Source organism: Caulobacter vibrioides (assembly GCF_002858865.1).
Taxonomy (GTDB): domain Bacteria; phylum Pseudomonadota; class Alphaproteobacteria; order Caulobacterales; family Caulobacteraceae; genus Caulobacter; species Caulobacter vibrioides.
On the sequence record NZ_PJRR01000004.1, the window covers coordinates 117306 to 140570 of the forward strand.

Consider the following 23265-nt stretch of genomic DNA (forward strand, 5'->3'; position numbering starts at 1 on the left):
GTGGAAGCGCCCCCTCCGTCACGGCGCCACGCGCCGCGCCACCTCCCCCGTTTCACGGTTGAGGAGGAAGCGGGATCCTCCTGCCCCGCTTGCGGGGGAGGTGGCGCGCGGCGCAGCCGCGTGACGGAGGGGGCGTCCCTGCGTCCTTCGAGGCGCGCTCAGGCGCGCGCACCTCAGGATGAGGGATTCAGTAGCGGGTTTCCTCATCCTGAGGTGTGAGCCGAAGGCGAGCCTCGAAGGACGCACCGAGGCGCAGCCCTCACCCCTGCCAGCGGTCGATCACGCCCTCCAGCACCGTCAGCGGCGCCGGACCGACCAGAAGCGCCGTGTCGTGGAAGCGCTTGATGTCGAACTTGCTTCCCAGGCGCTGCTTGGTGCGTTCGCGCAGGGCCGCCCAGACCGTGTGGCCGACCTTGTACGAGCAGGCCTGGCCGGGGTTGGCGCAGTAGCGTTCGACCTCGCGCGACACCCGCACCTCGGGGTCGCCGCCCGTTTCGATCATGTAGGCGATGGCCTTTTCGCGGCTCCAGCCCTTGGCGTGGATGCCGGTGTCGACCACGCAGCGCGAGGCACGGAACAGGCGGGCCTGGTACATGCCCAGGAGGCCCAGATCATCGCCGTCGTCATAGATGCCCATCTCCATGGCCACCTGCTCGGCGTACAGCGCCCAGCCCTCGGTATTGGCCGAGAAGCCCATGTTCTGGCGCAGCTTGGGCAGGTTGCTTTCGGCCACCAGGGCCAGTTGGAAGTGGTGCCCCGGCGCACCTTCGTGGTGCATCAGCGTGGCTAGCGACCAACGCGGGCGCTCGGCCGTGTCGCGCAGGTTGATATAGACCGCGCCCGGACGCGAGCCGTCCAGGGCCGGGCGCTCGTAATAGGCGCCCGCCGAGCCCGCCTCGGTGTAGGCCGGCACGCGACGCACCACGACCGGGGTCTTGGGCATGACGCCGAACCACTGCGGCAAGAGCGGCTGAAGCTTGGCCATGCGCTCGGTGCAATAGGCCAGGAGCTCGGCGCGGCCCTCGTCGGTGTTGGCGAACACCTGGCCGGGCATAGTGTTCAGGCTGGCCATCCGCTGGCCCACCGTGCCCTGGGTCAGGCCGCGCTTCTTGAGGATCTCGTCCATCCGCGCCTGGATCTCGGCGCCTTCCTCCAGGCCTAGGCGATGGACCTCTTCGGGGGTCTTGTTGGTGGTCGTGTAGATCTTGAGCAGGGCGGCGTAGAAGGCGTCGCCGTCCTTGAGGCGGCCGATGCCGGCGTCGTGCACGGCCTTGGCGCGCATCGCCTGCAGGGCGGCGATCTGGCGGTCGAGGGCGGGGTGGATCTCGCCGGTCAGGATGGCGGCGGCCTGGGCGTCATAGTCGCCATAGGCCTTGGCGCGGCGGGCGGCCGAGGCGACCAGCACGTTCTTCTCGACCGGGAGGCTACGGAACTGCTGGAGCTGGGCGATGGCCTTGTCGACGATGAAGTCGGCCGGGATCACACCCTTGGCCGCGTCGGCGCCGGCGCGCTGCGTCTCCTGGTCCAGCACGGTGGCGAAGGCCTTCATGCGGGCCAGGTACGCATCGGCGTCGGCGGCCGAGGCGATCTTGTGCCGGCCGTCCAGGAAGCTTGGGGTCGAGATGTACGACCCGTAGAACTGGGTCAGGACGAAGGGGCGCGCGCCGTCGCCGAAGTCGAACCGCGAGGTTCCCTGGCGGGCCTCGTAGTTGAAGAGGGCGGTGTCGTAGTTGATCGCGTCGTCGCCGGAGAGCGCCTTGCGGTCGATCGTCTTCAGGCGGGCGATGCGCTCCGCTGGTTCGGCGCGGTCGCGCAGCCAGGCGGCGGTCGAGCGGTCCGAGAGCCGGCTCCGCGCATCGGCGTGCTTGCCGGTGTCGAGGCCAAGGCTTGTGGCCTGTTCAGGGCTTTGGCTCAGGTCCTCGTCAAAGAAGGCGTCGAACAGCGCATAGAGCTGCTCCTTCGGCGTCGCGGCCTGGGCGGCGGACGCGAGCCCGGCGGTCAGGGCGGTGGCGGCCGCTCCCATCAAGATCTGGCGACGGTCGGGCAGGGACATGGCGATCCTTAAAACTCAAGAAGCCGGGACGACCCGGCTCGTTGACCTATCGTTCCCTTGCGGTCCGTCCAGGGTCAAGGCGGCCGGGCCACGAAGCGCGGGTCAGTGGAACGGTGTCGCGTCGGGTCTCGCCGCGGGGCGCATGTCGTCCTCCATCCAGGCGGGCCAGACGCGGTCGATCCAGCCCGCCGCTTGATACTGCCGGCGCAGAATGCTCAGCCATTGGCGCAGCGGCTCGTTGGCCAGCGAAAGGCGGGCTGCAGGCCCCTCATCAGAGCGGAAGGTGAGGGCGACGCCGTCCGGACCGGACAGGATGTCCACCGAGTCGACGCGCCAGCTGGCGGCGGGCGTCGTGGCCTCGACGGCCGGTTGCGGCGAAAGCGACGCCTCGGCCGCCTGCTGGGCGAAGCCCTGCAGCAAGGCGTCGCCGGTCGAGTCCGGCTGCTCCAGACCGCCGGTCAGGCGCGGCACGAGCAGGTTGAGAAGGCGCTGGGTCAGCCACAGCACGATGGTCGCGCCATCGGCGGCTTCGCCACTGATACGCACGCGGTCCTCGACCGCGACATATTCGGTGGTCACGCGCTGGAGGTCGGGAATGTCCGTCATTGCGTCTCCGGCCAAGCCTGGACAGGCCTTGTAACCGCAGTCGATCGCACGCGACGTCCGGAAAGTAAAAAGGGCCCGCCTGGGAGGGGTGCGGGCCCTTTCAGAGTTAAGTCTTCAGAGGGATCAACTGGGCGTAAACTTGCCTGAAACGCCGCCGTCGCGCCCTTCCCCATATCGTCGCAGCGCGCGAACGCGTCGCAACATCGCGGCCGGTCCTACTTGCGCGGCGTCAGGACGTCGCCCAGGCGATCGGGGGCGCCGGCGATCCGCTCCAGGCGCGGATAGCGAAGCCCGCCGCGATAGTCGATCTTGACCATCCGGTAGCGCGAGCCGTCCTTGATCAGCAGCTCGACCAGCGGGTTTTCCGGCTTGGCGGCCGCCTTGACCGCCGCCTTCAGCTTGTCGCTGTCCAGTTGCTCGCCGTTGACCGCCACGACGGTCAGGCCCAGCGTCAGGCCGGCCTTGAACGCCGGGCCGCCCCACTGGACGTCGGAGATCACGCCGTCCGACCCGACGGACAGGCCCAGCGAATAGGGCAGGGCCGTGCCGCGCGAGCGAGTCTCGGCGGCCTTCATGAACTCGGTCGGGGTCTCGGTATAGACCAGCTTGTAGCCGCCGCGCTCCAGGCCATCGAGCGGCGCCTCTGGCTGGACCTCTTCGATGCGGGTCTTCAGGAACGTGGCCCAGTCATGGGCCACCACGCCGTTCAGGGCCGCCACCACGTCCTCGAACACATAGGTGCGCGGCACGTAGGAGCCGTTGTCGACGCCGAAGAAGGCCTTGGCGAAGTCGTCCAGCGACTTCTTGCCGCCGGTTTTCTCGCGGATCACCGTGTCGGCGTCGAGCCAGACCAGCATGCCTTCCGAATAGTAGTCCTCGCTGCGCTGCCAGGACTGCCACGACTGCGGGCGGCGGTTGGCGATGATCGGGTCGTTGGTGGTGTCCTGCACCGGACGCCAGTCGCGGCCGCGACGGTGGTCATAGGCTGCGGCCGTGGCGGCGATGGAGTCCATCGCCTGCTGCTTGGTCAGGAGGCCCGAGCGCGCGGCCAGCACATTGCCCCAGTACTGGGTCTGGCCCTCATAGACCCACATCAGGCTGTCGCGCATCGGCACGTTCAGGTTCGGCGTCCACAGGTCCGCGGCGCGGCGGAACTTGCCGTTCCACGAGTGGGCGAACTCGTGGCTCAGCAGGTCGCGGCCCACAAAGCTCTTGTCCCAATCGGTGAAGTACTTGGGCGTCACGCGGTTTTCGGAGCTGCGGTGGTGCTCCAGGCCGATGCCGCCCAGCTTGTCCGACAGGGCGACCAGGAAGTCGTAGTGGTCGTAGTGGTGCGAGCCGAACACCTTGTAGGCCTGCTGCACCAGATCCTTGTGGACCTGGATATGTTCGGGCTTGGCCTCCAGAAGGTCGGGGCTGTCGGCCACCAGGTTCAGGCGCACGGGGGCGGGGCCGGTCGGGTCCAGGTCGAACGACTTGAAGTACTTGCCTGCGAAGATCGGACTGTCGACCAGGGTCTCGACCGTGGTCGGCTTGAAGGTGGTGACCTGGCCCTCGACCTTGGCGGTCTCCAGGGCGGTGGCCAGCTTCCAGCCTTCCGGCAGCTTGACGCTGGCCTCAATCGGGATGCGGCGGGTGTAGTAGCCGGCCGGATAGAGGGCGAGTTGCAGCCACTGCAGGTTCAGCATTTCCGGCGTCACCTGGATGCGGCCGATGCGGCTCTCGACGGCGGTCAGGAACTGGTAGCTGACCTGGATTTCCGTGACATCAGCGGGGACATCGACGTGGAAGGCGTGGACGCTGATCACATCGCGCGTCCACGGAATGCGCTTGCCGTTCGCCGTCACCACCAGGCCCGCCAGCCTGTCGAGCTCGTTGCGCGGCGAGTGGCCGCCCGGCACCCACTGCGGATAGAGGAAGGTGAAGGCGCCGGCCTTGCTGACCGGAATGATCGTGGTGGCGGTCCAGATCTTGCGGTCGAGGTCGGTGGCGTCGACGGCCAGCTTCAGCGTGCCGGCGTAGGGGATGTCCTGCGGGGCCGGGATCGGCGCGGTCGGCGCGGCCGATTCCGGCATCGGCTGCGAGGGCGCCGGGCTCGGGACCTGGGCCAGGGCGGCCGTGGCGACCAGGGACAGGACGGAGACCGAGAAGAACAGCGCTTTCACGAAACACCCCAATGCGGCGCGCGGGCGTGCTCCCCGCGACGATAAGCCGGGATGTTTGTGGCGTTATCCGCGCCTTGTCGAGGGCGAGTTGGCCTCCGCATGCGGAATGTCGGGCGTTCGTTTCGGGGCTGAAACGAAGCGTCTTTGACGTAACTGAAATCCTCCCCCCAGCGGGGGAGGTGGCCCGGAGGGCCGGAGGGGGAAGAGGCAAGGTCGGCAGGACTTCCCCCTCCGTCGCCGCTCCGCGCCGACACCTCCCCCGCTGGGGGGAGGATTGAGGCTCGCCGGGCCCGGGATCGGTTAATCTGTGAGTAACCTGTGGGGGACTCGCGATATGGGCTGGAACGGCCGCCCACGTCCGGTTCTGGCGAGACGGCTCGCCAGATAAGGTGCCCGGTTCAAGTCCGCGAAGTTTCGCCCACCGCCATGCGTTTCGACGACCGCTTTCTCGAAGAACTGAAGTCCCGCCTTCGCCCGTCCGACGTCGTCGGCAAGACGGTGAAGCTGCGGCGGCAGGGGCGCGAGTATGCGGGGCTGTCGCCGTTCACCAAGGAAAAGAGCCCGTCGTTCTTCGTCAATGACGAGAAGGGCTTCTACCACTGCTTCTCCAGCGGCAAGCACGGCGACATCATCAGCTTCCTGCAGGAGACCGAGCGGCTGACCTTCGCCGAGGCCGTCGAGCGGCTGGCGGCCGAGGCGGGCATGAGCCTGCCCGAGGTCGACCCCCGTGCCGCCCGCGAGGAGCAGAAGCGCTCGTCGCTCGGCGACTGGATGGAGCTGGCGGCCGCCTGGTTCGAGAGCGAGCTGCGCCGCCCGGTCGGCCAGACGGCTCGCGCCTATCTGGAAAAGCGCGGCCTGCCCGAGAGCGAGTGGAGCCGCTTTCGCATCGGCTTTGCGCCCAATAACCGCACGGGCCTGAAGGACTATCTGATCGCCAAGGGCGCCAAGCCGGGCGATCTTGTGGACGCCGGCGTGCTGATCGCGCCCGAGGACGGCGGGGCGCCCTATGACCGGTTCCGCGACCGGATCATCTTCCCGATCGCCGACAGCCGGGGAAAGGTCGTCTCGTTCGGCGGCCGGGCGATGGATCCCGCCGCCCGCGCCAAGTATCTGAACGGCCCCGAGACCAGCCTCTTCCACAAGGGGCGGGTGCTGTATGGCCTGTTCGAGGCCCGCAAGATCCTGCACGCCGGCCAGAGCGGCGGTGAGCAGCCGCCGATGGTGGTGGTCGAGGGCTATATGGACGTCATCGCCTGTCAGCGCGCCGGCGTGCCGGCCGTGGCGGCCATGGGCACGGCCCTGACCGAGGAGCAGATGGAGGGGCTGTGGCGCCTGCATCCGACCCCGACCCTGTGCTTCGACGGCGACAAGGCCGGCAAGCGGGCCGCCGACCGCGCGATCGACCGCGCCCTGCCGCTCCTCAAGCCCGGCCGCTCGTTCCTGTTCTCCATGCCCGTGGGCGGCAAGGACCCGGACGATGTGCTGCGCGAGCAGGGGCCGGCGGCGCTGAAGGCCCAGATCTCTGACACCAAGCCCTTCGTCCAGGCCCTGTTCGAGCGTGAGAAAGAGGTCGAACCCTTCGACACGCCCGAGCAGCGCACCAACCTGAAGGTCCGTCTGCGCACCCTGGCGGCGACCATCGCCGACAAGGATCTGGCGCACGCCTACAAGGAAGAGCTGCTGGACCGGCTGGACGAGATGCGCGCCGCGCGCCGCGTCAAGGCCGACGCCAGCGACGCGGGCCGCGCCCTGTCGCGCCAGCGTTGGGACAACAGTCCGCGCCGGCCCTGGGGCAAGCCCCGCCTGGAGGGGGCCACCGCCGAAGGGCGTCAGGCCGCCGCCGCCCTGCACCAGGCCCCGCGCCCGTTCTCGGCCGCTCTGCTGATCGCCGCGATCCGCGACCCCAAGGTGGTCGACGACCGCATCGAGGTGCTGATGAACCAGGGCTTCGGCGACGAGCGCCTGGACGCCATCGCCCACGAGCTGGTCAACCTGCGGCTGGAGGCCGATCACGTCGAGACCGGCCTGCTCCGGGGGCGGCTGGCCTCGGCGGGCTATGACGAGGGCGTGCTGGCGGCCCTGGAGCGCGCGGCGGCGCACGTGAAGGCCCTCGATGTCGCCCAGAGCGCGGCCCAGAGCCCGCAAGAGGCGATCCGGGTGCTGTGGTCGCAGGCCTTTGACCTGTTGCTTAGGCTCACGGCTTTGGAGCGGGCCGTCGACGACGCCAAGACCGACCTCGCCGACGACAGCGACTTCCAGACCCTGCTGCGCCTCAAGACCGAGCGCGACGCGGTCAAGCGCCTGATCGAGAGCGGCGGCTGGACCGACCCGGCGCTGGTGTCCCAGGTGCTGCATTAGGCGCTTGGCCGCCTTCCGGGTTGCGTTTCAGTCCCCGGAGTTGTGAGCTGATCGTGTGTTCGCCGCGCTGAGTCCCCGAAAGGCCCGGCTCGCGTGATTCAAGAGCTACTGCGAGATCAGCGTGTCCGACCTCGAGAGACTGCAGCCCATTCTTGCGACGGCGCTCGACGCGGTCGTGGTCATGGACGTCGAGGGCGTCGTGGTCGACTGGACCTCGCGCGCCGAGGTTCTTCTGGGGTGGCGGCGGGAGGAGGTTCTCGGGCGCCGGCTCAGCGCCCTGATCCTGCCGTCGGACGCGGGCGAGGGGGGCGCCGAGGACGCCGCGCTGTTCTCGTCTTCCGGTCGCCCCTCGCTGTTCGACGTTCGCCGCGAATTGATGGCGCGTCGCCAAGACGGCGGCTCGATCGCGATCGAGCTGTCCATGGTCCGCTGGAGCGAGCCTGACGCGGCGCCTCTGGTCCTGGGCTTTATTCGCGACATCTCGCGCCGCTCCGAGGCGCTCAAGCGCCTGGTGGTCAGCGAGGCGCGCTTCCGCGCGGCGATCGACGCGGTTCAGGGCGTGCTTTGGACCAACAACGCCAGCGGCAAGATGGTCGGCGAGCAGCCCGCCTGGTCGGCCCTGACCGGTCAGACCCGGGAAGAGTACGAGGGCGTCGGCTGGACCAAGGTCGTGCATCCCGACGACGTCGAGCCGACGCTGAGCGCCTGGCTGGCGGCGGTCGCCGAGAAGCGGACCTTCGAGTTCGAGCACCGCGTGCGGCGGCATGACGGGGTCTGGCGCGATTGCCTCATTCGCGCCGTGCCGCTGATCGGCGACAACGGCGAGATCCGCGAGTGGGTCGGGGTTCACACCGACATCAGCGAGCAGAAGGCCGCCGCCGAGAAACTGCGCGAGAGCGAGGCGCTGTTCCGCACCCTGGCCGACGCCGCTCCCGCGCCGGTGTGGATGACCGAGCCCTGCGGCGGCATGGAGTTCGCCAACGCCGCGTTCGCCGAGCTGGCCAATGTCGATCGTGAGGCCCTGCTGGGCTACGGCTGGCTCAGCCTGCTGCATCCGGACGACATCGCCGGCCTTCTGGAGCGGCGCCAGGCCGCGCGGGCGGGCCCCGATCCCTACACCTTCGAGGCGCGGTTCAAGCGTCAGCCCGACGGCTGGCGCTGGATGCTGGCGCACGCCAAGCCGCGCATCGACGCGACCGGCGCGTTCCTCGGCTATGTCGGGATGGCCATGGATCTCAGCGAGATCAAGAACGCCCAGGCCCAGCAGAAACTGCTGATCAACGAGCTGAACCATCGGGTGAAGAACACCCTCGCGTCGATCCAGTCGATCGCCCGCCAGACCCTGCGCGCCGACGAGGTCTCGCCGCGCGCGCGTGACCAGTTCATCGACCGGCTGATGGCGATGTCGGCGGCGCACAACGTGCTGACCAACGAGCGGTGGTCGGGGGCGGTGATCGACGACATCCTGCGCGAGGCCCTGCGTCCCTTCTGCGACGACCGCGATCCCGAGCGCATCACCATCACAGGGCCGTCCGTGCGCGTTGAACCGGGCGCGGCCCTGGCGCTGGCGCTGGCGGCGCATGAACTGGGCACCAACGCGGCCAAGTACGGCGCTCTGTCCACGCCGCACGGACGGGTGACCGTGGCCTGGTCGCTGCGGGGCGAGAACCACGCGCTGGTCCACTGGCGTGAAAGCGGCGGTCCCGAGGTCCAGGCGCCGACCCGGCGTGGTTTCGGCGCGCGCCTGCTCGAACGCGGCTTGGCCACCGATCTCGGCGGCAAGCCGGAGTTGCTCTTTAAGCCGGAGGGCGTCGAGGCGCAGCTGCCGGTGCGCGTCGTCCGCGCCGATCCGAACGATCAGGGTCCGGAACAGGTCGTCTCGCCGCCATGATTATTTGAGCTCCTGCGTCGCGCCATCTTGACACCGGCGTCACCCAAAGCCACATGCCGACTCAAGGATTTGCCACGCAGCTGATTGACATCGCTCGGGCCGCCGGAGCGCGCGCCCTTATCGAAACAGGATGTCACCCTCGCCGCCGCCTCAGGTCCCCAGCGGTCGCTGACCCGTTCAGGGAAAAGCTCGCCGTGCTCATCGCCTGAACCTCCGCCGGTTTCCCGCGGAGCGCTTCTACATGGCGGACCAGAGCGCATGCGAGCCGTCTGACGGGAACGTGATCCTTGGGTAAGCGCTGATCAAGGCGCGGATCGGGCAGGCAAGCCGTTTCAACATGGATTTTCTCGACGCGGGCCTTGCGGGGGCGTCGCGTCGACTTCGGAGAGCTTGATGAGCAACAATTCCTCGGCCGAGACGGAAGCGCCCGAAACCACCGGCGGTGACGGCCCCCTGCTCGATCTGACCGACGCCGGCGTCAAGAAGTTCATCAAACAGGCGAAAGCCCGCGGCTACGTCACGATGGACGAGCTGAACAAGGTGCTGCCGTCCGAGGAAGTCAGCCCCGACGCCATCGAAGACACGCTGGCCATGCTCAGCGAGATGGGCGTCAACGTGGTTGAGGCCGAGGAAGACGCCGAGAACGCCGAGGGCGGCGAGGTCGCCACGCGCGACGAAAACACCACCGTCATCGCCAGCGACAAGCCGGCGGCCTATGACCGTACCGACGACCCGGTGCGGATGTATCTGCGCGAAATGGGCTCGGTGGAGCTTCTGTCGCGCGAAGGCGAAATCGCCATCGCCAAGCGCATCGAGGCCGGCCGCGACACGATGATCCGCGGCCTGTGCGAGTCGGCCCTGACCTTCGAAGCCATCATGGTGTGGCGCGAGGAACTGGGCACGGGCCGCATCCTGCTGCGCGAAGTCATCGACCTGGAAGGCACCTACGCCGCGATCAACGGCGTTGCCGCCCAGCCGGCCGCCGAGGACGACGAGGGTCCGGCCGAGCCGGTCGACGACGAGGCCGGCGAAGCCAAGGCCGAGGGCGCCGAAGGCGAGGACGAGGACGACTTCGACGACGGCGCGGGTCCGACCGTCAGCGCCATGGAAGGCGAGCTGCGCGAAGGCGTGATGGCCATTCTGGACGCCATCGCCAGCGAGTTCGAAGCCTTCCGCAAGCTGCAGGACAAGCTGGTCGGCAGCCGCCTGAAGGGCGAGGATCTCTCGGACGCCGACCGCAAGGCCTATGAAGGCCTGTCGGCGACGATCATCCAGCACCTGAAGACGCTGAAGCTGAACAACAACCGCATCGAGGCTCTGGTCGAGCAGCTCTATGCGATCAACAAGCGCCTGATCGGTCTGGAAGGCCGCCTGCTGCGCCTGGCCGACAGCTACGGCATCAGCCGGGGCGAGTTCCTCAAGGCCTATTTCGGCTCGGAGCTGAACCCGACCTGGTCCGAACAGGTCAAGGCGATGGGCGTGCGCTGGACCAAGTTCGTCGAGAACGACAGCCAGTCGGTCACCGACATCCGCAGCGAGATCGCCGCCCTGGCCACCGAAACCGGCGTGCCGATCGACGACTATCGCCGCATCGTCCAGACCGTTCAGAAGGGCGAGCGCGAGGCCCGTCAGGCCAAGAAGGAAATGGTCGAGGCCAACCTGCGCCTCGTGATCTCGATCGCCAAGAAGTACACCAACCGCGGCCTGCAGTTCCTGGACCTGATCCAGGAAGGCAATATCGGTCTGATGAAGGCCGTCGATAAGTTCGAATATCGCCGCGGTTACAAGTTCTCGACCTACGCCACCTGGTGGATCCGTCAGGCGATCACGCGCTCGATCGCCGACCAGGCCCGCACCATCCGCATCCCGGTGCACATGATCGAGACGATCAACAAGATCGTCCGCACCAGCCGCCAGATGCTGCACGAGATCGGCCGCGAGCCGACCCCGGAAGAACTGGCCGAAAAGCTGGCCATGCCGCTGGAAAAGGTCCGCAAGGTCCTCAAGATCGCCAAGGAGCCGATCAGCCTCGAAACCCCGATCGGCGACGAGGAAGACAGCCACCTGGGCGACTTCATCGAGGACAAGAACGCCATCCTACCGATCGACGCGGCCATCCAGAGCAACCTGCGCGAAACCACCACCCGCGTGCTGGCCTCGCTGACCCCGCGTGAAGAGCGCGTGCTGCGCATGCGCTTTGGCATCGGCATGAACACCGACCACACCCTGGAAGAAGTCGGCCAGCAGTTCTCGGTGACCCGCGAACGCATCCGTCAGATCGAGGCCAAAGCCCTGCGCAAGCTCAAGCACCCCTCGCGGTCGCGCAAGCTGCGCAGCTTCCTGGACTCGTAAGGGTCAGGCGACACAGACGAAGACGCCCCGGTCGAAAGGCCGGGGCGTTTTTGTTTGGGGGTTGCGACATTGGGAGGAGCGTGCGCCGTGCGCGCCGTCCTCGCCCTTCGACAAGCTCAGGGTGAGGACGATGATTGGCGCCGGCTGGTACAAAATCCTCATCCTGAGCTTGTCGAAGGACGAGGATTTCCACTCAGCCAGGAACCTCCCGTGTCATCCCGGCCGAAGCGAAGCGGAGAGCCGGGACCCAGGGGCGGCCCGCACGGCGTTTCGTCACCCCCTGGGTCCCGGATAGCCTCTGCGAGGCTTCCGGGATGACACGTGTGTCTATCTGCTCAGAGCGGTTGTTGAGGCGCCGCCCGTGCTGCGCCTAAGCCCCCGTCAGGGTCACATCCACCATGATCTCGCCCGAGATCGCCTCCAGCGCCGTCTGCACGGCCGAGGCGGAGAGAGCCACCGGCAGGCGCAGGCGGGCGTCCAGGTGGAACAGCGGCGCGCCGGAATAGGGCTCGACGCTGAGGCGGGTCTCGAAGGTCTCGATATTGGCATGCAGGCCGCTCAGCACGGCGGTGACCTGGGCCACGATGCCCGGGCGGTCCTGGCCGACCACGCTAAAGGCGACGGTCTCGCCCGCTGCGGGGGCGGCCTCCAGCGCCGGCGCGATCCGCACCTCCAGCCCCTGGGCGTCCACCTCGGCCACGGCGGCGCGCAGGGCGTCCACCGAGGCGGCGTCCAGCGCCACCAGCACCGAGCCGACATAGAGCCCGCCCAGTTGGCTGAGATGACTCTCCAGCCAGTTGCCGCCGGCCGACAGAACCGCCTTGGCCAGGGCCTCGGTGAGGCCGGGCCGGTCGCTGCCGACGACGCTGAGGATCAGGTTGGCCATGGAAGCTCCCTAAGAGGTTTTTCCGAGCCAGCCACGCGCCTTGGCCGGCGTCAATCCGGGGCGGACCCGTCCTCGGTCACGAGGCGCAGCAGACCCTGCAACGTCGGGGCCGCCTCGTCGCGTCGCCAGACAAGGCCCGTCTCCAGGATCGGGGGATCGACGAGGTCGACATAGCGAACCCCCGCGCGAGCCAGTTTCCGCAGCGAGGCGGGCGCCAGCGCCATGCCAAGGCCCGCCGAGACCAAGCTGATGATGGTCTGCATCTGGATGGCTTCCTGGACGATCCGGACGGGCTGGCCGCGCGCGGCCACATAGCCGGTGACAAGGTCGTGGAACGCCGGAGCCACGGTTCGGGGAAACAGCACCAGCGGAACGTCCGCCAGGGCGCCCAGGTCCAGCGGCCCTTCGGCGGCCCACGCCTCGGGCGTGACGGCCACCAGGGGCTCGGACACCAGCCGCCGATAGGCCAGGGCTGCGGGCAGGGACCGGTTCGGCGGCGGGATGATGATGCCCGCATGCCGCTCGCCGGCCAGCACCGCCGGCACCTGGACGTCGCTGGTGGCCTCGACCAGCTGGATCTCGACGCCCGGAAACGCCTCCGCGTAGCGCCGGACGAGGTCGGGCAGGACGCTGTAGTCGGCGGTGCTGACGAACGACAGCGACAAATAGCCGGTCTGGCCGTCGCGCAGCCGCCTTGCGGTGTCGGGCAGGGCGTCGACCGCCGCCAGCGCCTCACGCACATGCGGCAGCCACTGCCGGCCCAGCGCGGTCAGCTCGACATGCCGCTTGGTGCGGGCGAAGAGCGGCGCGCCCAGCGCCTTTTCCAGCGCCTGGATCGACTGGCTGAGCGGCGGCTGGGTGATGCCCAGGCGCTCGGCGGCCCGGCCGAAGTGCAGGGTCTCGGCCACGGTGGCGAAATGGCGGAACTGGCGGATGTCCATTGTTATAGGTTTAGCGACTTAATCGCCGCCGATTAATATATTTTTCGATCGATCCGACCTCGCGTAAAAGACCTTACGACCGACATTGGATTGACCCCATGCCTCCCTATCGCTCACGCACCACCACCCATGGCCGCAACATGGCCGGCGCCCGGGGCCTCTGGCGCGCCACCGGCATGAAGGACGAGGACTTCGGCAAGCCGATCATCGCCGTGGCCAACAGCTTCACCCAGTTCGTGCCGGGTCACGTGCACCTGAAGGACCTGGGCCAGCTGGTCGCCCGCGAGATCGAGGCGGCCGGGGGCGTGGCCAAGGAGTTCAACACCATCGCCGTCGACGACGGCATCGCCATGGGCCACGGCGGCATGCTGTACTCGCTGCCCAGCCGCGACCTGATCGCCGACAGCGTCGAGTACATGGTCAACGCCCACTGCGCCGACGCGATCGTCTGCATCTCCAACTGCGACAAGATCACCCCCGGCATGCTGATGGCCGCCATGCGCCTGAACATCCCGGTGGTCTTCGTCTCGGGCGGGCCGATGGAGGCCGGCAAGGTGACGGTGAAGGGCAAGATCCGGGCGCTGGACCTGGTGGACGCCATGGTCGTGGCCGCCGACGACAGCTATTCCGACGAAGAAGTGACCGCGATCGAGAAGGCCGCGTGCCCGACCTGCGGCTCATGCTCGGGCATGTTCACCGCCAACTCGATGAACTGCCTGACCGAAGCCCTGGGCCTGTCCTTGCCCGGCAACGGTTCGGTGCTGGCCACCCACGCCGACCGTGAGGCGCTGTTCAAGGAAGCCGGCCGTGTGGTCGTGGACCTCTGCCAGCGCTGGTACGAGCAGGAGGATCCGACCGCCCTGCCGCGCGGCATCGCCACCCGCGCCGCGTTCGAGAACGCCATGAGTCTCGACATCGCTATGGGCGGCTCGACCAACACCGTGCTGCACTTGCTGGCCGCCGCGCATGAGGGCGGCATCGACTTCAGCATGGCCGACATCGACCGTTTGTCGCGCCGCGTGCCGTGCCTCTCCAAGGTGGCCCCGGCCAAGAGCGACGTGCACATGGAGGACGTCCACCGCGCCGGCGGCGTCATGGCCATTCTGGGCGAGCTGGAGCGCGGCGGCCTGATCGACGCCAGCCAGCCGACCGTCCACGCTCCCACCATGGCCGAGGCCCTGGCCCGCTGGGACATCGGCCGCACCAACAGCCAGACCGCCCACGAGTTCTTCAAGGCCGCGCCGGGCGGCAAGCCGACCCAGGTCGCCTTCAGCCAGGCCGCCCGCTGGGAGGAGCTGGACCTGGATCGCGAAAACGGCGTCATCCGCTCGGTCGAGCACCCGTTCTCCAAGGACGGGGGCCTGGCGGTCCTGTTCGGCAATCTCGCGCCTGAGGGCTGCATCGTGAAGACGGCCGGGGTCGACGAGTCGATCCTGACCTTCCGGGGCTCGGCCCGCGTCTTTGAAAGCCAGGACTCGGCGGTCAGCGGCATCCTGGGCGGTCAGGTCAAGGCCGGCGAGGTGGTGGTCATCCGCTACGAAGGCCCCAAGGGCGGGCCGGGCATGCAGGAGATGCTGTACCCGACCACCTATCTGAAATCGAAGGGCCTGGGCGCGGCCTGCGCCCTGATCACCGACGGCCGCTTCTCGGGCGGCACCTCGGGCCTGTCGATCGGCCACGTCTCGCCCGAAGCCGGCGAGGGCGGCCTGATCGCCCTGGTGGAGACCGGCGACTCGATCCTGATCGACATCCCGACGCGCGGGATCACGCTGGAGGTCTCCGACGAGGTGCTGGCCGCCCGTCGTGAGGCGCAGCTGGCGCGCGGCAAGGACGCCTGGACGCCCAAGGATCGCCAGCGCGAGGTCAGCCCCGCCCTGCGCGCCTACGCCGCCATGACCACCAACGCCGCCCGCGGCGCGGTGCGCGACGTCAGCCAGATCGAGCGGGGGTAGGCGACACCCATAACCGTGTCATCCCGGATAGCCTCTGCGAGGCTTCCGGCCGGGATGACGACAGAAGATGAGTGGAGCCTAGAGCATTTTTCGAGCGAAGTGGTCCCGGTTCGCGTGAAGAAAAATGCGCCAAAACAAAAGACTAGAGCTCACGGCCTGGCGCAGTCAGGTCGTGAAACGCTCTAGCGTGAAAAAGGCCCCGGCGTTTCCGCCGGGGCCTTTCCATCTTCAGTCGCTAGATCCTAAGCCGCCAGATCCAGGCGGTCGGCGTTCATCACCTTGTTCCAGGCGCTGACGAAGTCGCAGACGAACTTCTCTTGCGAGTCCGCGCAGGCATAGACCTCGGCGAGGGCCCGCAGTTCGGCGTGGGAGCCGAAGATCAGGTCCGCGCGCGTCGCCGTCCAGCGCGGCTGGCTCGACTTGCGGTCATGGCCGGCGAAGGCGTTGGCCGCCGTCGGGCTCCAGGTCGTGTCCATGCTGAGCAGGTTGACGAAGAAGTCATTGCTCAGCACGCCGGGGCGGTTGGTGAACACCCCGTCCTTGGAGCCGCCGGCATTGGCGCCCAGCACGCGTAGGCCGCCGACCAGCACGGTCAGTTCCGGACCCGACAGGCCCAGGAGCTGGGCGCGGTCGACCAGGGCCTCTTCCGGAGCCATATAGTGCTTGCCCGGCCCGCGATAGTTGCGGAAGCCGTCCGAGCGGGGCTCCAGAGCGTCGAACGAGGCTGCGTCGGTCTGTTCGGCCGAGGCGTCCATGCGGCCCGGCGCGAACGGCACCGTGACGCTGGTGCCGGCGTCCTTGGCCGCCTTTTCGATGGCCGCCGCGCCGCCCAGCACGATCAGGTCGGCCAGCGAGACCTTCTTGCCGCCACCGGCCGAAGCGTTGAAGTCCTTCTGGACGCCCTCGAGGGCCGCCAGCACCTTGGCCAGGACCGGCGGGTTGTTGACCGCCCAGTCCTTCTGCGGCGCCAGACGGATCCGCGCGCCATTGGCGCCGCCGCGCTTGTCCGACTTGCGATAGGTCGAGGCCGAGGCCCAGGCGGTCGAGACGAGGTCCGACACCGACAGGCCGGTGGCCAGGATCTTGGCCTTCAGGGCCGCGATGTCCTTGTCGTCGGCCAGCGGGTGGTCGACGGCCGGGATCGGGTCCTGCCAGATCAGCTCTTCCTTCGGGACCAGCGGGCCGAGGTAACGGCCGATCGGGCCCATGTCGCGGTGGGTCAGCTTGAACCAGGCGCGGGCGAAGGCGTCGGCGAACTGGTCCGGGTTCTCGTAGAACCGGCGCGAGATCTTCTCGTAGGCCGGGTCAAAGCGCAGGGCCAGGTCCGACGTGAGCATGCGCGGAACGTGCTTCTTGTTCGGATCGAAGGCGTCCGGAATGTCGGCCGGGGCGTTCTTGGCCTGCCACTGCTTGGCGCCGGCGGGGCTTTGGGTCAGCTCCCACTCGTACTTGAACAGGTTGTCGAAGAAGTGGTTGCTCCAGCGCGTGGGCGTCTGGGTCCAGATCACTTCCGGGCCGCCGGTGATGGCGTCGGGGCCCTTGCCCGTGCCGTGCTTGCTCGCCCACCCGAAGCCTTGGGCCTCGATCGCGCCGCCTTCCGGCTCAACGCCCACGAGGGAGGCGTCGCCCGCGCCGTGGGCCTTGCCGAAGGTGTGGCCGCCGGCGATCAGGGCGACGGTCTCCTCGTCGTTCATCGCCATGCGGGCGAAGGTCTCGCGAATGTCGCGCGCCGAAGCCAGCGGGTCGGGGTTGCCGTTCGGGCCTTCGGGGTTGACGTAGATCAGGCCCATCTGGACCGCGCCCAGGGGCGAGTCCAGCTCACGCTCGCCGCTGTAGCGCTTGTCGTCCAGCCACGTGCTTTCGGGACCCCAGTACAGCTCTTCGGGCTCCCACTGGTCGGCGCGGCCGCCGGCGAAGCCGAAGGTCTTGAAGCCCATCGACTCCAGGGCGACGTTGCCGACCAGCACATAGAGGTCGGCCCACGACAGCTTGGCGCCGTACTTCTGCTTGATCGGCCACAGCAGGCGGCGGGCCTTGTCGAGATTGGTGTTGTCCGGCCAGCTGTTCAGGGGGGCGAAGCGCTGTTGCCCGCCGCCCGCGCCGCCGCGGCCGTCGGTGATGCGATAGGTGCCCGCGGCGTGCCAGGCCAGGCGAATGAACAGGCCGCCGTAGTGGCCGAAGTCAGCCGGCCACCACTCCTGGCTGTCGGTCATCAGGGCGTGCAGGTCGCTGACGACCGCGTCCAGGTCGAGGCTCTTGAACGCCTCGGCGTAATCGAACGCCTCGCCCATCGGATTGGAGCGCGGGGCGTGCTGGTTCAGGCCCTCCAGGCGCAGGCTCTGGGGCCACCAGTCCCGGTTGGCGGGACCACGACCGTGGCCCATGGGGCATTTGCCCGCGATATTGTCTTCGACCTTGGCGTCCATTGGCGTGTTCCTCCGCGCAGGTGTTTCCATCACCCCGACGCGCTTAGAAGCCGCTCTTTTTGGTCATTGGTAAAATTGATTGTTCTTATCGGATGGATAGAGGAAACCATTCTGTGGGCGGTGGAGGGCCGAGGGAGACGCCTCGCAATTGAAAAGCGTGTCATCCCGGAAGCCTCGCAGAGGCTATCCGGGACCCAGGGGGTGACGAAACGCCGTGTGGGCCGCCCCTGGGTCCCGGCTCTACGCGCTGCGCGCTCCGGCCGGGATGACACGAGGTGTGGATTCTGGAGTCGCGGCGTCACCCGTAATTCCGACACCGTAATTCCGGCGGCGAACCCAGGGAACCCCAGAGCGGTCCGGCCCCTCGCAGCTGCAGGCACCCGTCAAGTTCCAAAGGCTCTTGACGAGTTTGGGCTGAGATTCGACCGCGCGGCGCGCCAATGCGGAATGGTTCCGCAGGTCAGCACTGACCAGGAACTTGGCCTTGAAAAAAGTTCGCTAGAGCAAAACGTTGCTCGGCCTACGAAAATAGCGCCCGTTCACAGGTTGTTAATGCTTTTCTGGGGTGCAGGCATTGACGAGTCATTCACCAGCGTGGCCCCATATCAGGGCTGACGGGGCTCCTCAGCCACAAAATGTTGTGTGAGGCCCCGCCGGTAGCGAAACGCCCTCGCTTTGGAGGGCGCAGATTTGGGAGGTGCCGGCCGCCGCGATGAACTGAAATGAAGAGGGCTCGACCCTCTTTCGAGAGCCGAGCCCCTGAAGCCCGGCCGGAAGGCCAAACCTCTGTCTTCACACACCGAGTGTTGCACCCTTCCGGCCGCCCCTTCAACCCCGATGATAAGGGAACGGGCCGATGCGCATCCGCATCAACGTCCGCACCTATCGTCGCCGCCGATTTGGTCGGGAAGAGACGGTCCGCCGTCACACCCGCCGCTGGCCGCGTCGATAGGGCTGATCCGTCAAGGATCTAGAGGAACGCCGGCGAGCAATACCTCGTCGGCGTTCCCGGACCCCTTCCTAAGCATCGGCGCCTGGAACAGACAACCATGACAGAGACACCCCAATCGCGCTGGAAGACAGCGTGGTCATTCATGCTCAGCATCAAGCACCTCGCTGTGGAATCGCCTGATGTCCACAGCGCCCACTCACCTGCGATTTACCTGCTAGGCGGCTTCGTGCTCGAGCTCGGTTTCAAATCCTTCCTTTCAGGTCGCTCCGCCTCGTTCAAGTTCGATCACAAGCTCAAGGATCTGTACGGATCCTATCTCGAAGCTGGCGGTGAGGACGACCCAGGTTTGGCTGAGATGGTTGAAATGATGGCTGACCCGCACCAGCGCCACTTCTGGCGATACATGCCGGCCGAGGAACAGATGCTGGTCCCGACGCCCGGCGCGCTCGCCAATCACCTTGAGCCGTTTTTGATCAGCATCGCGAACCAAGTCTCAGGCGGGCCAGAGCTCTCAAAAGCGTGGCTTGATGCGGGCTAGCTGAAGCGTCGAAGAGCCCCGCCGGCGCGAGCCGGCGGGGCTTTCTGTTGGAGGACTCAAGTCCGCAAAGGGCGAGCACTTGGTACGATGATCGGCCCGGCCGGCGGCGGGCTAGTGTCGTGTTCGGTCACGACGCCAGAGCGCTCCCCACCGCCTAGCCCGACAGCACCTCGGCCAGGGCCTGGAACATCGGCTTGGGCTGGCCGGCGTCGTCGAGGGGCAAGGGGTGCTCCCAAGGGCGTTCCCCGTTCGCGCCGCGCAGCCAGGAGTCCCGGTCGCGCACGCCCCAGACCGTGAAGGCGAACCGCTGCGCGCGGGGCAGGTCCATATAGGCCTCCGCCAGCTCGCGGGCGAGGTCGGCCTGGCGGCTCAGCAGCTTCGGCAAGGGGGCGGCGCCCGGCTTGTCGCCGAAGGAGATGTCCAGTTCGGAGACATGGATCGGCAGGCCGAGGCTCGCCAGATCGCGCAGGGCGATCCGGCACATCCCCGGCGGGGTGAAGTCCAGACCCAGATGGCTCTGCGTCCCGATCCCGCCGATGGGCGCCCCGGCCTTCAAGAGCCGTTCGACCATCCGCAGGAAGGTCGCCCGCTTGGTCGGGTTGTTCTCGAGATTGTAGTCGTTGATGAACAGCACCGCGTCGGGGTCGGCCTCCTTGGCGTGGTGAAACGCCAGGATCATGTGCTCATCGACGCCCAGATTGTCGGTCCAGGCCGACCGTCGCAGATCGACGCCGTTGTCGTCGACCGCCTCATTGACGACGTCCCAGCTGGCCGCCAGCCCGCGATAGCGGCCCGCGACCGCCAGGATATAGTTGCGATAGGCGTCGGCGAACCGCTTGCCCTGGCCGTCCAGGGCGCGGAAGGCGGGCATCACCTGACTGTACCAGATCAGGGCGTGGCCATGCAGCCGCAGGCCGTGACGGCGGGCGAAGTCGGCGATGGCGTCGGGGCGGTCGAACCGGAAGCGCCCGTCGTCCTGGAGGATGTACTCCATCTTCATTTCCCACTCGGCCGTGATCTGGCTGTAGTGGCGGGTGAGCAGAGCGGCGAAGGCGGGATCGTCCAGCTGGTGGCGCTGCAGGCAGGCGCCGACCGGGGTCGAGGCGATCGACTTCAGGGGCGTGTCGACGATGGGTTGGCTCTGCACCTCACGCGCGCAGGCGCTCAGCGCCAGGGCGGAGGCGATCGCGCTGCGGCGGGTGAGCCGTGACACCTTACCGCCCGCCGACGGCGGCGCGGCGGATGCTGAGTTCGTCCATCTGGGCGGCTTCGAAGGCGTTCATCTTCTTGGCGGCCAGGATCTTGGCCTGCTCGGCGACGTGCTCGTATTTCTTGAGGTTCTCGAAGGCCTCGGACAGGGCGTCGCGGGCCCCGGCTTCTTCCTGCTGGCACTGCTCGATCTGGACCAGCATGTCGGCGCGGCGGCGCTTGTAGCCTTCGCGGTAGCCGATCATGTACCAGCCGGCCGAGGGGTCGCCCTCGGCGTTCTTGGCCTCGGCCTCGGCCTCGGCGTCCAGCAGGGTGACGCGCATCTCGGCGGCCATGCGCCGTTCGGTGATCTCGGCCAGACGCTTCTGCAGCGTCTCGACCTCGTGGTTGGAGATCCGGATCAGCGAGGCGGCCCACTTGGTCACGATCAGTACTCACTCTGCAGGATCTGGCCCAGCATCCCGAAAGAGTCATCGAGACTGGTTGCTTCTTCCTTATCCTGGCTGAGGAAAGCCTCGATCGCCGGGTTCAGGCGGATGGCGCGGTCGACCACGGGGTCGGCCCCGGCGCGATAGGCGCCGATGCGGATCAGTTCTTCCATGTTCGAATAGGCCGACATCACCTGGCGCGCGCCCTTGACGATGTCGCGCTCGTGGGGGTGCTGGCAGCCCGGCATGGTCCGGCTGATCGACTTCAGAACATTGATGGCCGGGAAGCGGCCGCGCTCGGCGATGGCCCGCTCCATGACGATGTGGCCGTCCAGGATACCGCGCGTGGCGTCGGCGATCGGCTCGTTATGGTCGTCACCGTCGACCAGCACCGTGAACAGGGCCGTGATCGGGGCGGCGGTGGTCCCGTCGGGCCGGATCGGGCCCGGTCCCGCGCGCTCCAGGAGCTTGGGCAGCTCGGTGAAGACGGTGGGGGTGTAGCCCTTGGTGGTCGGCGGCTCGCCGGCGGCCAGACCGATCTCGCGCTGGGCCATGGCGAAGCGGGTGACCGAGTCCATCAGGCACAGCACCTCTTGATCCTGGTCGCGCATGTACTCGCTGATCGCCAGGGTCATGTAGGCGGCCTGACGGCGGGTCAGGGCCGGTTCGTCCGAGGTGGCCACCACCACGACGGCGCGGCGCAGGCCTTCCTCGCCCAGGGTCTCCTCGACGAACTCGCGGACCTCGCGGCCCCGCTCGCCGATCAGGCCGACGACGACGGCGTCGCAGGTGGCTTCCTTGGCCAGCATCGACAGCAGCACCGACTTGCCGACGCCCGAGCCGGCGAAGATGCCCAGGCGCTGGCCCCGGCAGGTGGTGGTGAAGACGTTCATGGACCGCACGCCCAGATCCAGGCGCTCGCCCACCCGGCCCCGGGCGTGGGCCGGCGGCGGGGGCGTCTTCAGCGGATAGGGAACCTCGCCTTGCGGCAGCGGGCCCAGGCCGTCGATCGGCTCGCCGAAGGCGTTGATGATCCGGCCCAGCCACGCCTTGGTCGGGCGGACCACGGCGCCTTCGGGCACGATGCGGATCTCCGCGCCCGGACCCACGCCCTCGACGGGGCCGAAGGGCATGAGCAGGGCGCGGGTCTCGCGAAAGCCGACCACCTCGGCGGGCAGGGGTTTCTGACCGAAGCGTTCGATCTCGACCCGCGCGCCGACCGCCAGGCGGGTCAGGCCGCCGCGCACCTCGATCAGCAGCCCGTTCACCGCGGCCACCCGACCATAGATGGTCAGCGGATCGATACGTTCGACGGCGGCGATGAGGCTACGCAAGACGGCTCCCGAAACAGCAGGCGCCAGACTCGGCCAACGTGGTTAATCGGGAATGAACTCAGCGCTTCGGAGCCGCTTTGGTGGGTGCGACCAATTGGTGGCTGAAGAAGCGCACGACCTCGGTGTTGAACGTCTGGTGGAACGCCTTGCGGTCAAAGCCGGGCGCGCTGGCGCACAGCATCTGGGTCCCGCCGACCGGCGCGGTCTCGCAGGGGGTCAGAAAGTCGAAGTGCCGGGCGCCCTGCACGACGCGATAGTCGTGCGGACGCTTGAGGTTGCGGTGCACGAACTCGGCATAGGCGTCGCCGGGCAGGATCTCGTCATCGGCCGCCTTCCACAGCTGCACCGGCGCGGTGATCCCTTTCAGGCCGTCCTTGCCGAACGCAAAGCCCAGCGCCGGGGCGGCCGAAACCACGGCCTTGATGCGCGCATCGTGAACCCAGGGGGCGGTCAGCGCATCGGCGGGCAGGGGACGGCCGGCGGTCAGCTTGCAGGCGTAGTCGGTTGGATGGGCCTGGCAGTGGGCGGGAACGAGGCCCAGGTCCGGCTTGCCGCCGGCGGCCGCCAGCACCGTGAAGCCGCCCGACGAGAAGCCGAAGGCCCCGACCTTGGCCGGGTCCAGCTTGGCCTTCAGCGGCGAGGCCTCCAGCATCCAGCCGATCAGCGACGACAGGGCGGCCGGGCGGTCGGCCATGGCGGTGGCGCGGCTCTGGTCCTTGTAGTTGTCGCCGGGATGGGTGAGGGCGGCGACCACGAAGCCGGCTTCCGCCAGCGCCTGGGCGGTGTCGGCGTGACCGCCGAAGAAGCCGCCGTTGCCGTGCGACATGACGATCAGCGGCAGGGCCTCGCCGGCGACCGGCGCGCCGGCGGCGACCGTGTGGCCCCACGAGCCCAGCGGCATGAAGGCGGGCGTGGCCTTGGTCGGATACCAGATCCCGACCTCGACCGGCGGACCCTCGGCGCGAGGCTGGCGCAGCACCATGAAGCCGGCGTTGTCGGCGAGCGCGGGCGGGGCGAAAGCGGCGACGGCGAGGCTGGCGGCGGCGAAAAGAGCACGAAGCGACATGGCGGTCCGGGTGGTCCCTTTGAGATGAGCGATGAGGCTGCTTTGACGGCGCCTTCCGGCCGCCGCCAGCGCTCCTGCGCGAATGGGCGAATGGGTTCGCGGGCCGGC

Annotated in this window: 14 protein-coding genes and 3 pseudogenes; 7 read left to right on the plus strand and 10 right to left on the minus strand. The window is 68.1% G+C overall.

The window, feature by feature from the left end:
• Positions 1-259: 259 nt before the first annotated feature.
• The 3 genes and pseudogenes from CVUC_RS00940 to CVUC_RS00950 all read right to left on the minus strand — a co-directional run bounded on the left by CVUC_RS00940 (position 260) and on the right by CVUC_RS00950 (position 4836).
• The gene (locus CVUC_RS00940; RefSeq protein WP_096034197.1) at positions 260-2053 is read right to left on the minus strand and encodes a DUF885 domain-containing protein; all 1794 of its coding nucleotides are present in this window, start codon (positions 2051-2053) and stop codon (positions 260-262) included.
• A gap of 102 nt (positions 2054-2155) precedes the next feature.
• A pseudogene (locus tag CVUC_RS00945) lies at positions 2156-2786 on the minus strand (hypothetical protein).
• Between the two features lie 88 nt (positions 2787-2874).
• Positions 2875-4836: a M61 family metallopeptidase gene (locus tag CVUC_RS00950; protein ID WP_096034195.1), complete on the minus strand. Its 1962-nt coding sequence runs from the start codon at positions 4834-4836 to the stop codon at positions 2875-2877.
• Positions 4837-5250: 414 nt separating this feature from the next.
• Between CVUC_RS00950 and dnaG the strand changes: the two genes are divergently transcribed.
• The 5 genes and pseudogenes from dnaG to CVUC_RS20135 form a co-directional block, all read left to right on the plus strand.
• Complete coding sequence (gene dnaG / locus CVUC_RS00960) at positions 5251-7182, plus strand: DNA primase (protein ID WP_096034193.1); 1932 nt, start codon at positions 5251-5253, stop codon at positions 7180-7182.
• A 121-nt stretch (positions 7183-7303) separates the two neighbouring features.
• Positions 7304-9073, plus strand: a complete 1770-nt coding sequence (locus CVUC_RS00965; RefSeq protein WP_096034192.1) for a PAS domain S-box protein — start codon at positions 7304-7306, stop codon at positions 9071-9073.
• Between the two features lie 393 nt (positions 9074-9466).
• Entirely contained in the window at positions 9467-11425 is a 1959-nt protein-coding gene (gene rpoD, locus CVUC_RS00970) for an RNA polymerase sigma factor RpoD (protein ID WP_010920883.1), read from the plus strand.
• Positions 11426-11494: 69 nt separating this feature from the next.
• Positions 11495-11617: pseudogene (locus CVUC_RS20725) on the plus strand (hypothetical protein); the annotation flags it as partial.
• A pseudogene (locus CVUC_RS20135) lies at positions 11595-11717 on the plus strand (hypothetical protein); the annotation flags it as partial. The pseudogenes CVUC_RS20725 and CVUC_RS20135, both read left to right, overlap by 23 nt.
• Before the next feature lie 78 nt (positions 11718-11795).
• Here CVUC_RS20135 and CVUC_RS00980 read toward each other — a convergent pair.
• Positions 11796-12311 (minus strand): glycine cleavage system protein R, encoded by a 516-nt coding sequence (locus tag CVUC_RS00980; RefSeq protein ID WP_096034191.1) that lies wholly within the window; start codon positions 12309-12311, stop codon positions 11796-11798.
• A 50-nt stretch (positions 12312-12361) separates the two neighbouring features.
• Entirely contained in the window at positions 12362-13252 is an 891-nt protein-coding gene (gene ilvR, locus CVUC_RS00985; protein WP_096034190.1) for a LysR-type transcriptional regulator IlvR, read from the minus strand.
• 98 nt (positions 13253-13350) lie between these two features.
• On the opposite strand from ilvR, the gene ilvD reads away from it, so the two are divergent.
• Positions 13351-15204, plus strand: coding sequence for a dihydroxy-acid dehydratase (ilvD, locus tag CVUC_RS00990; protein ID WP_096034189.1), 1854 nt, complete (start codon positions 13351-13353; stop codon positions 15202-15204).
• Positions 15205-15446: 242 nt separating this feature from the next.
• On the opposite strand, the gene katG is transcribed toward ilvD, so the two are convergent.
• Positions 15447-17663 (minus strand): catalase/peroxidase HPI, encoded by a 2217-nt coding sequence (katG, locus tag CVUC_RS00995; protein ID WP_164468209.1) that lies wholly within the window; start codon positions 17661-17663, stop codon positions 15447-15449.
• Between the two features lie 1061 nt (positions 17664-18724).
• Here katG and CVUC_RS01000 point away from each other — a divergent pair.
• Positions 18725-19120: a hypothetical protein gene (locus CVUC_RS01000; RefSeq protein WP_096034187.1), complete on the plus strand. Its 396-nt coding sequence runs from the start codon at positions 18725-18727 to the stop codon at positions 19118-19120.
• A 154-nt stretch (positions 19121-19274) separates the two neighbouring features.
• Here CVUC_RS01000 and CVUC_RS01005 read toward each other — a convergent pair whose 3' ends face one another.
• The 4 genes from CVUC_RS01005 to CVUC_RS01020 are packed head-to-tail and all read right to left on the minus strand — an operon-like array spanning position 19275 to position 23157.
• The gene (locus CVUC_RS01005; RefSeq protein ID WP_096034186.1) at positions 19275-20333 is read right to left on the minus strand and encodes an endo-1,4-beta-xylanase; all 1059 of its coding nucleotides are present in this window, start codon (positions 20331-20333) and stop codon (positions 19275-19277) included.
• Position 20334: 1 nt separating this feature from the next.
• Positions 20335-20754 carry a flagella biosynthesis chaperone FliJ gene (gene fliJ, locus CVUC_RS01010; RefSeq protein WP_096034185.1) on the minus strand — a complete coding sequence of 140 codons (420 nt, stop codon included), beginning with the start codon at positions 20752-20754 and terminating at the stop codon, positions 20335-20337.
• 2 nt (positions 20755-20756) lie between these two features.
• Positions 20757-22091 (minus strand): flagellar protein export ATPase FliI, encoded by a 1335-nt coding sequence (fliI, locus tag CVUC_RS01015; protein ID WP_096034184.1) that lies wholly within the window; start codon positions 22089-22091, stop codon positions 20757-20759.
• Between the two features lie 58 nt (positions 22092-22149).
• A complete protein-coding gene (locus tag CVUC_RS01020; protein ID WP_096034183.1) occupies positions 22150-23157 on the minus strand; it encodes an alpha/beta hydrolase family protein in 1008 nt (335 codons plus the stop codon).
• Positions 23158-23265 lie beyond the last annotated feature (108 nt).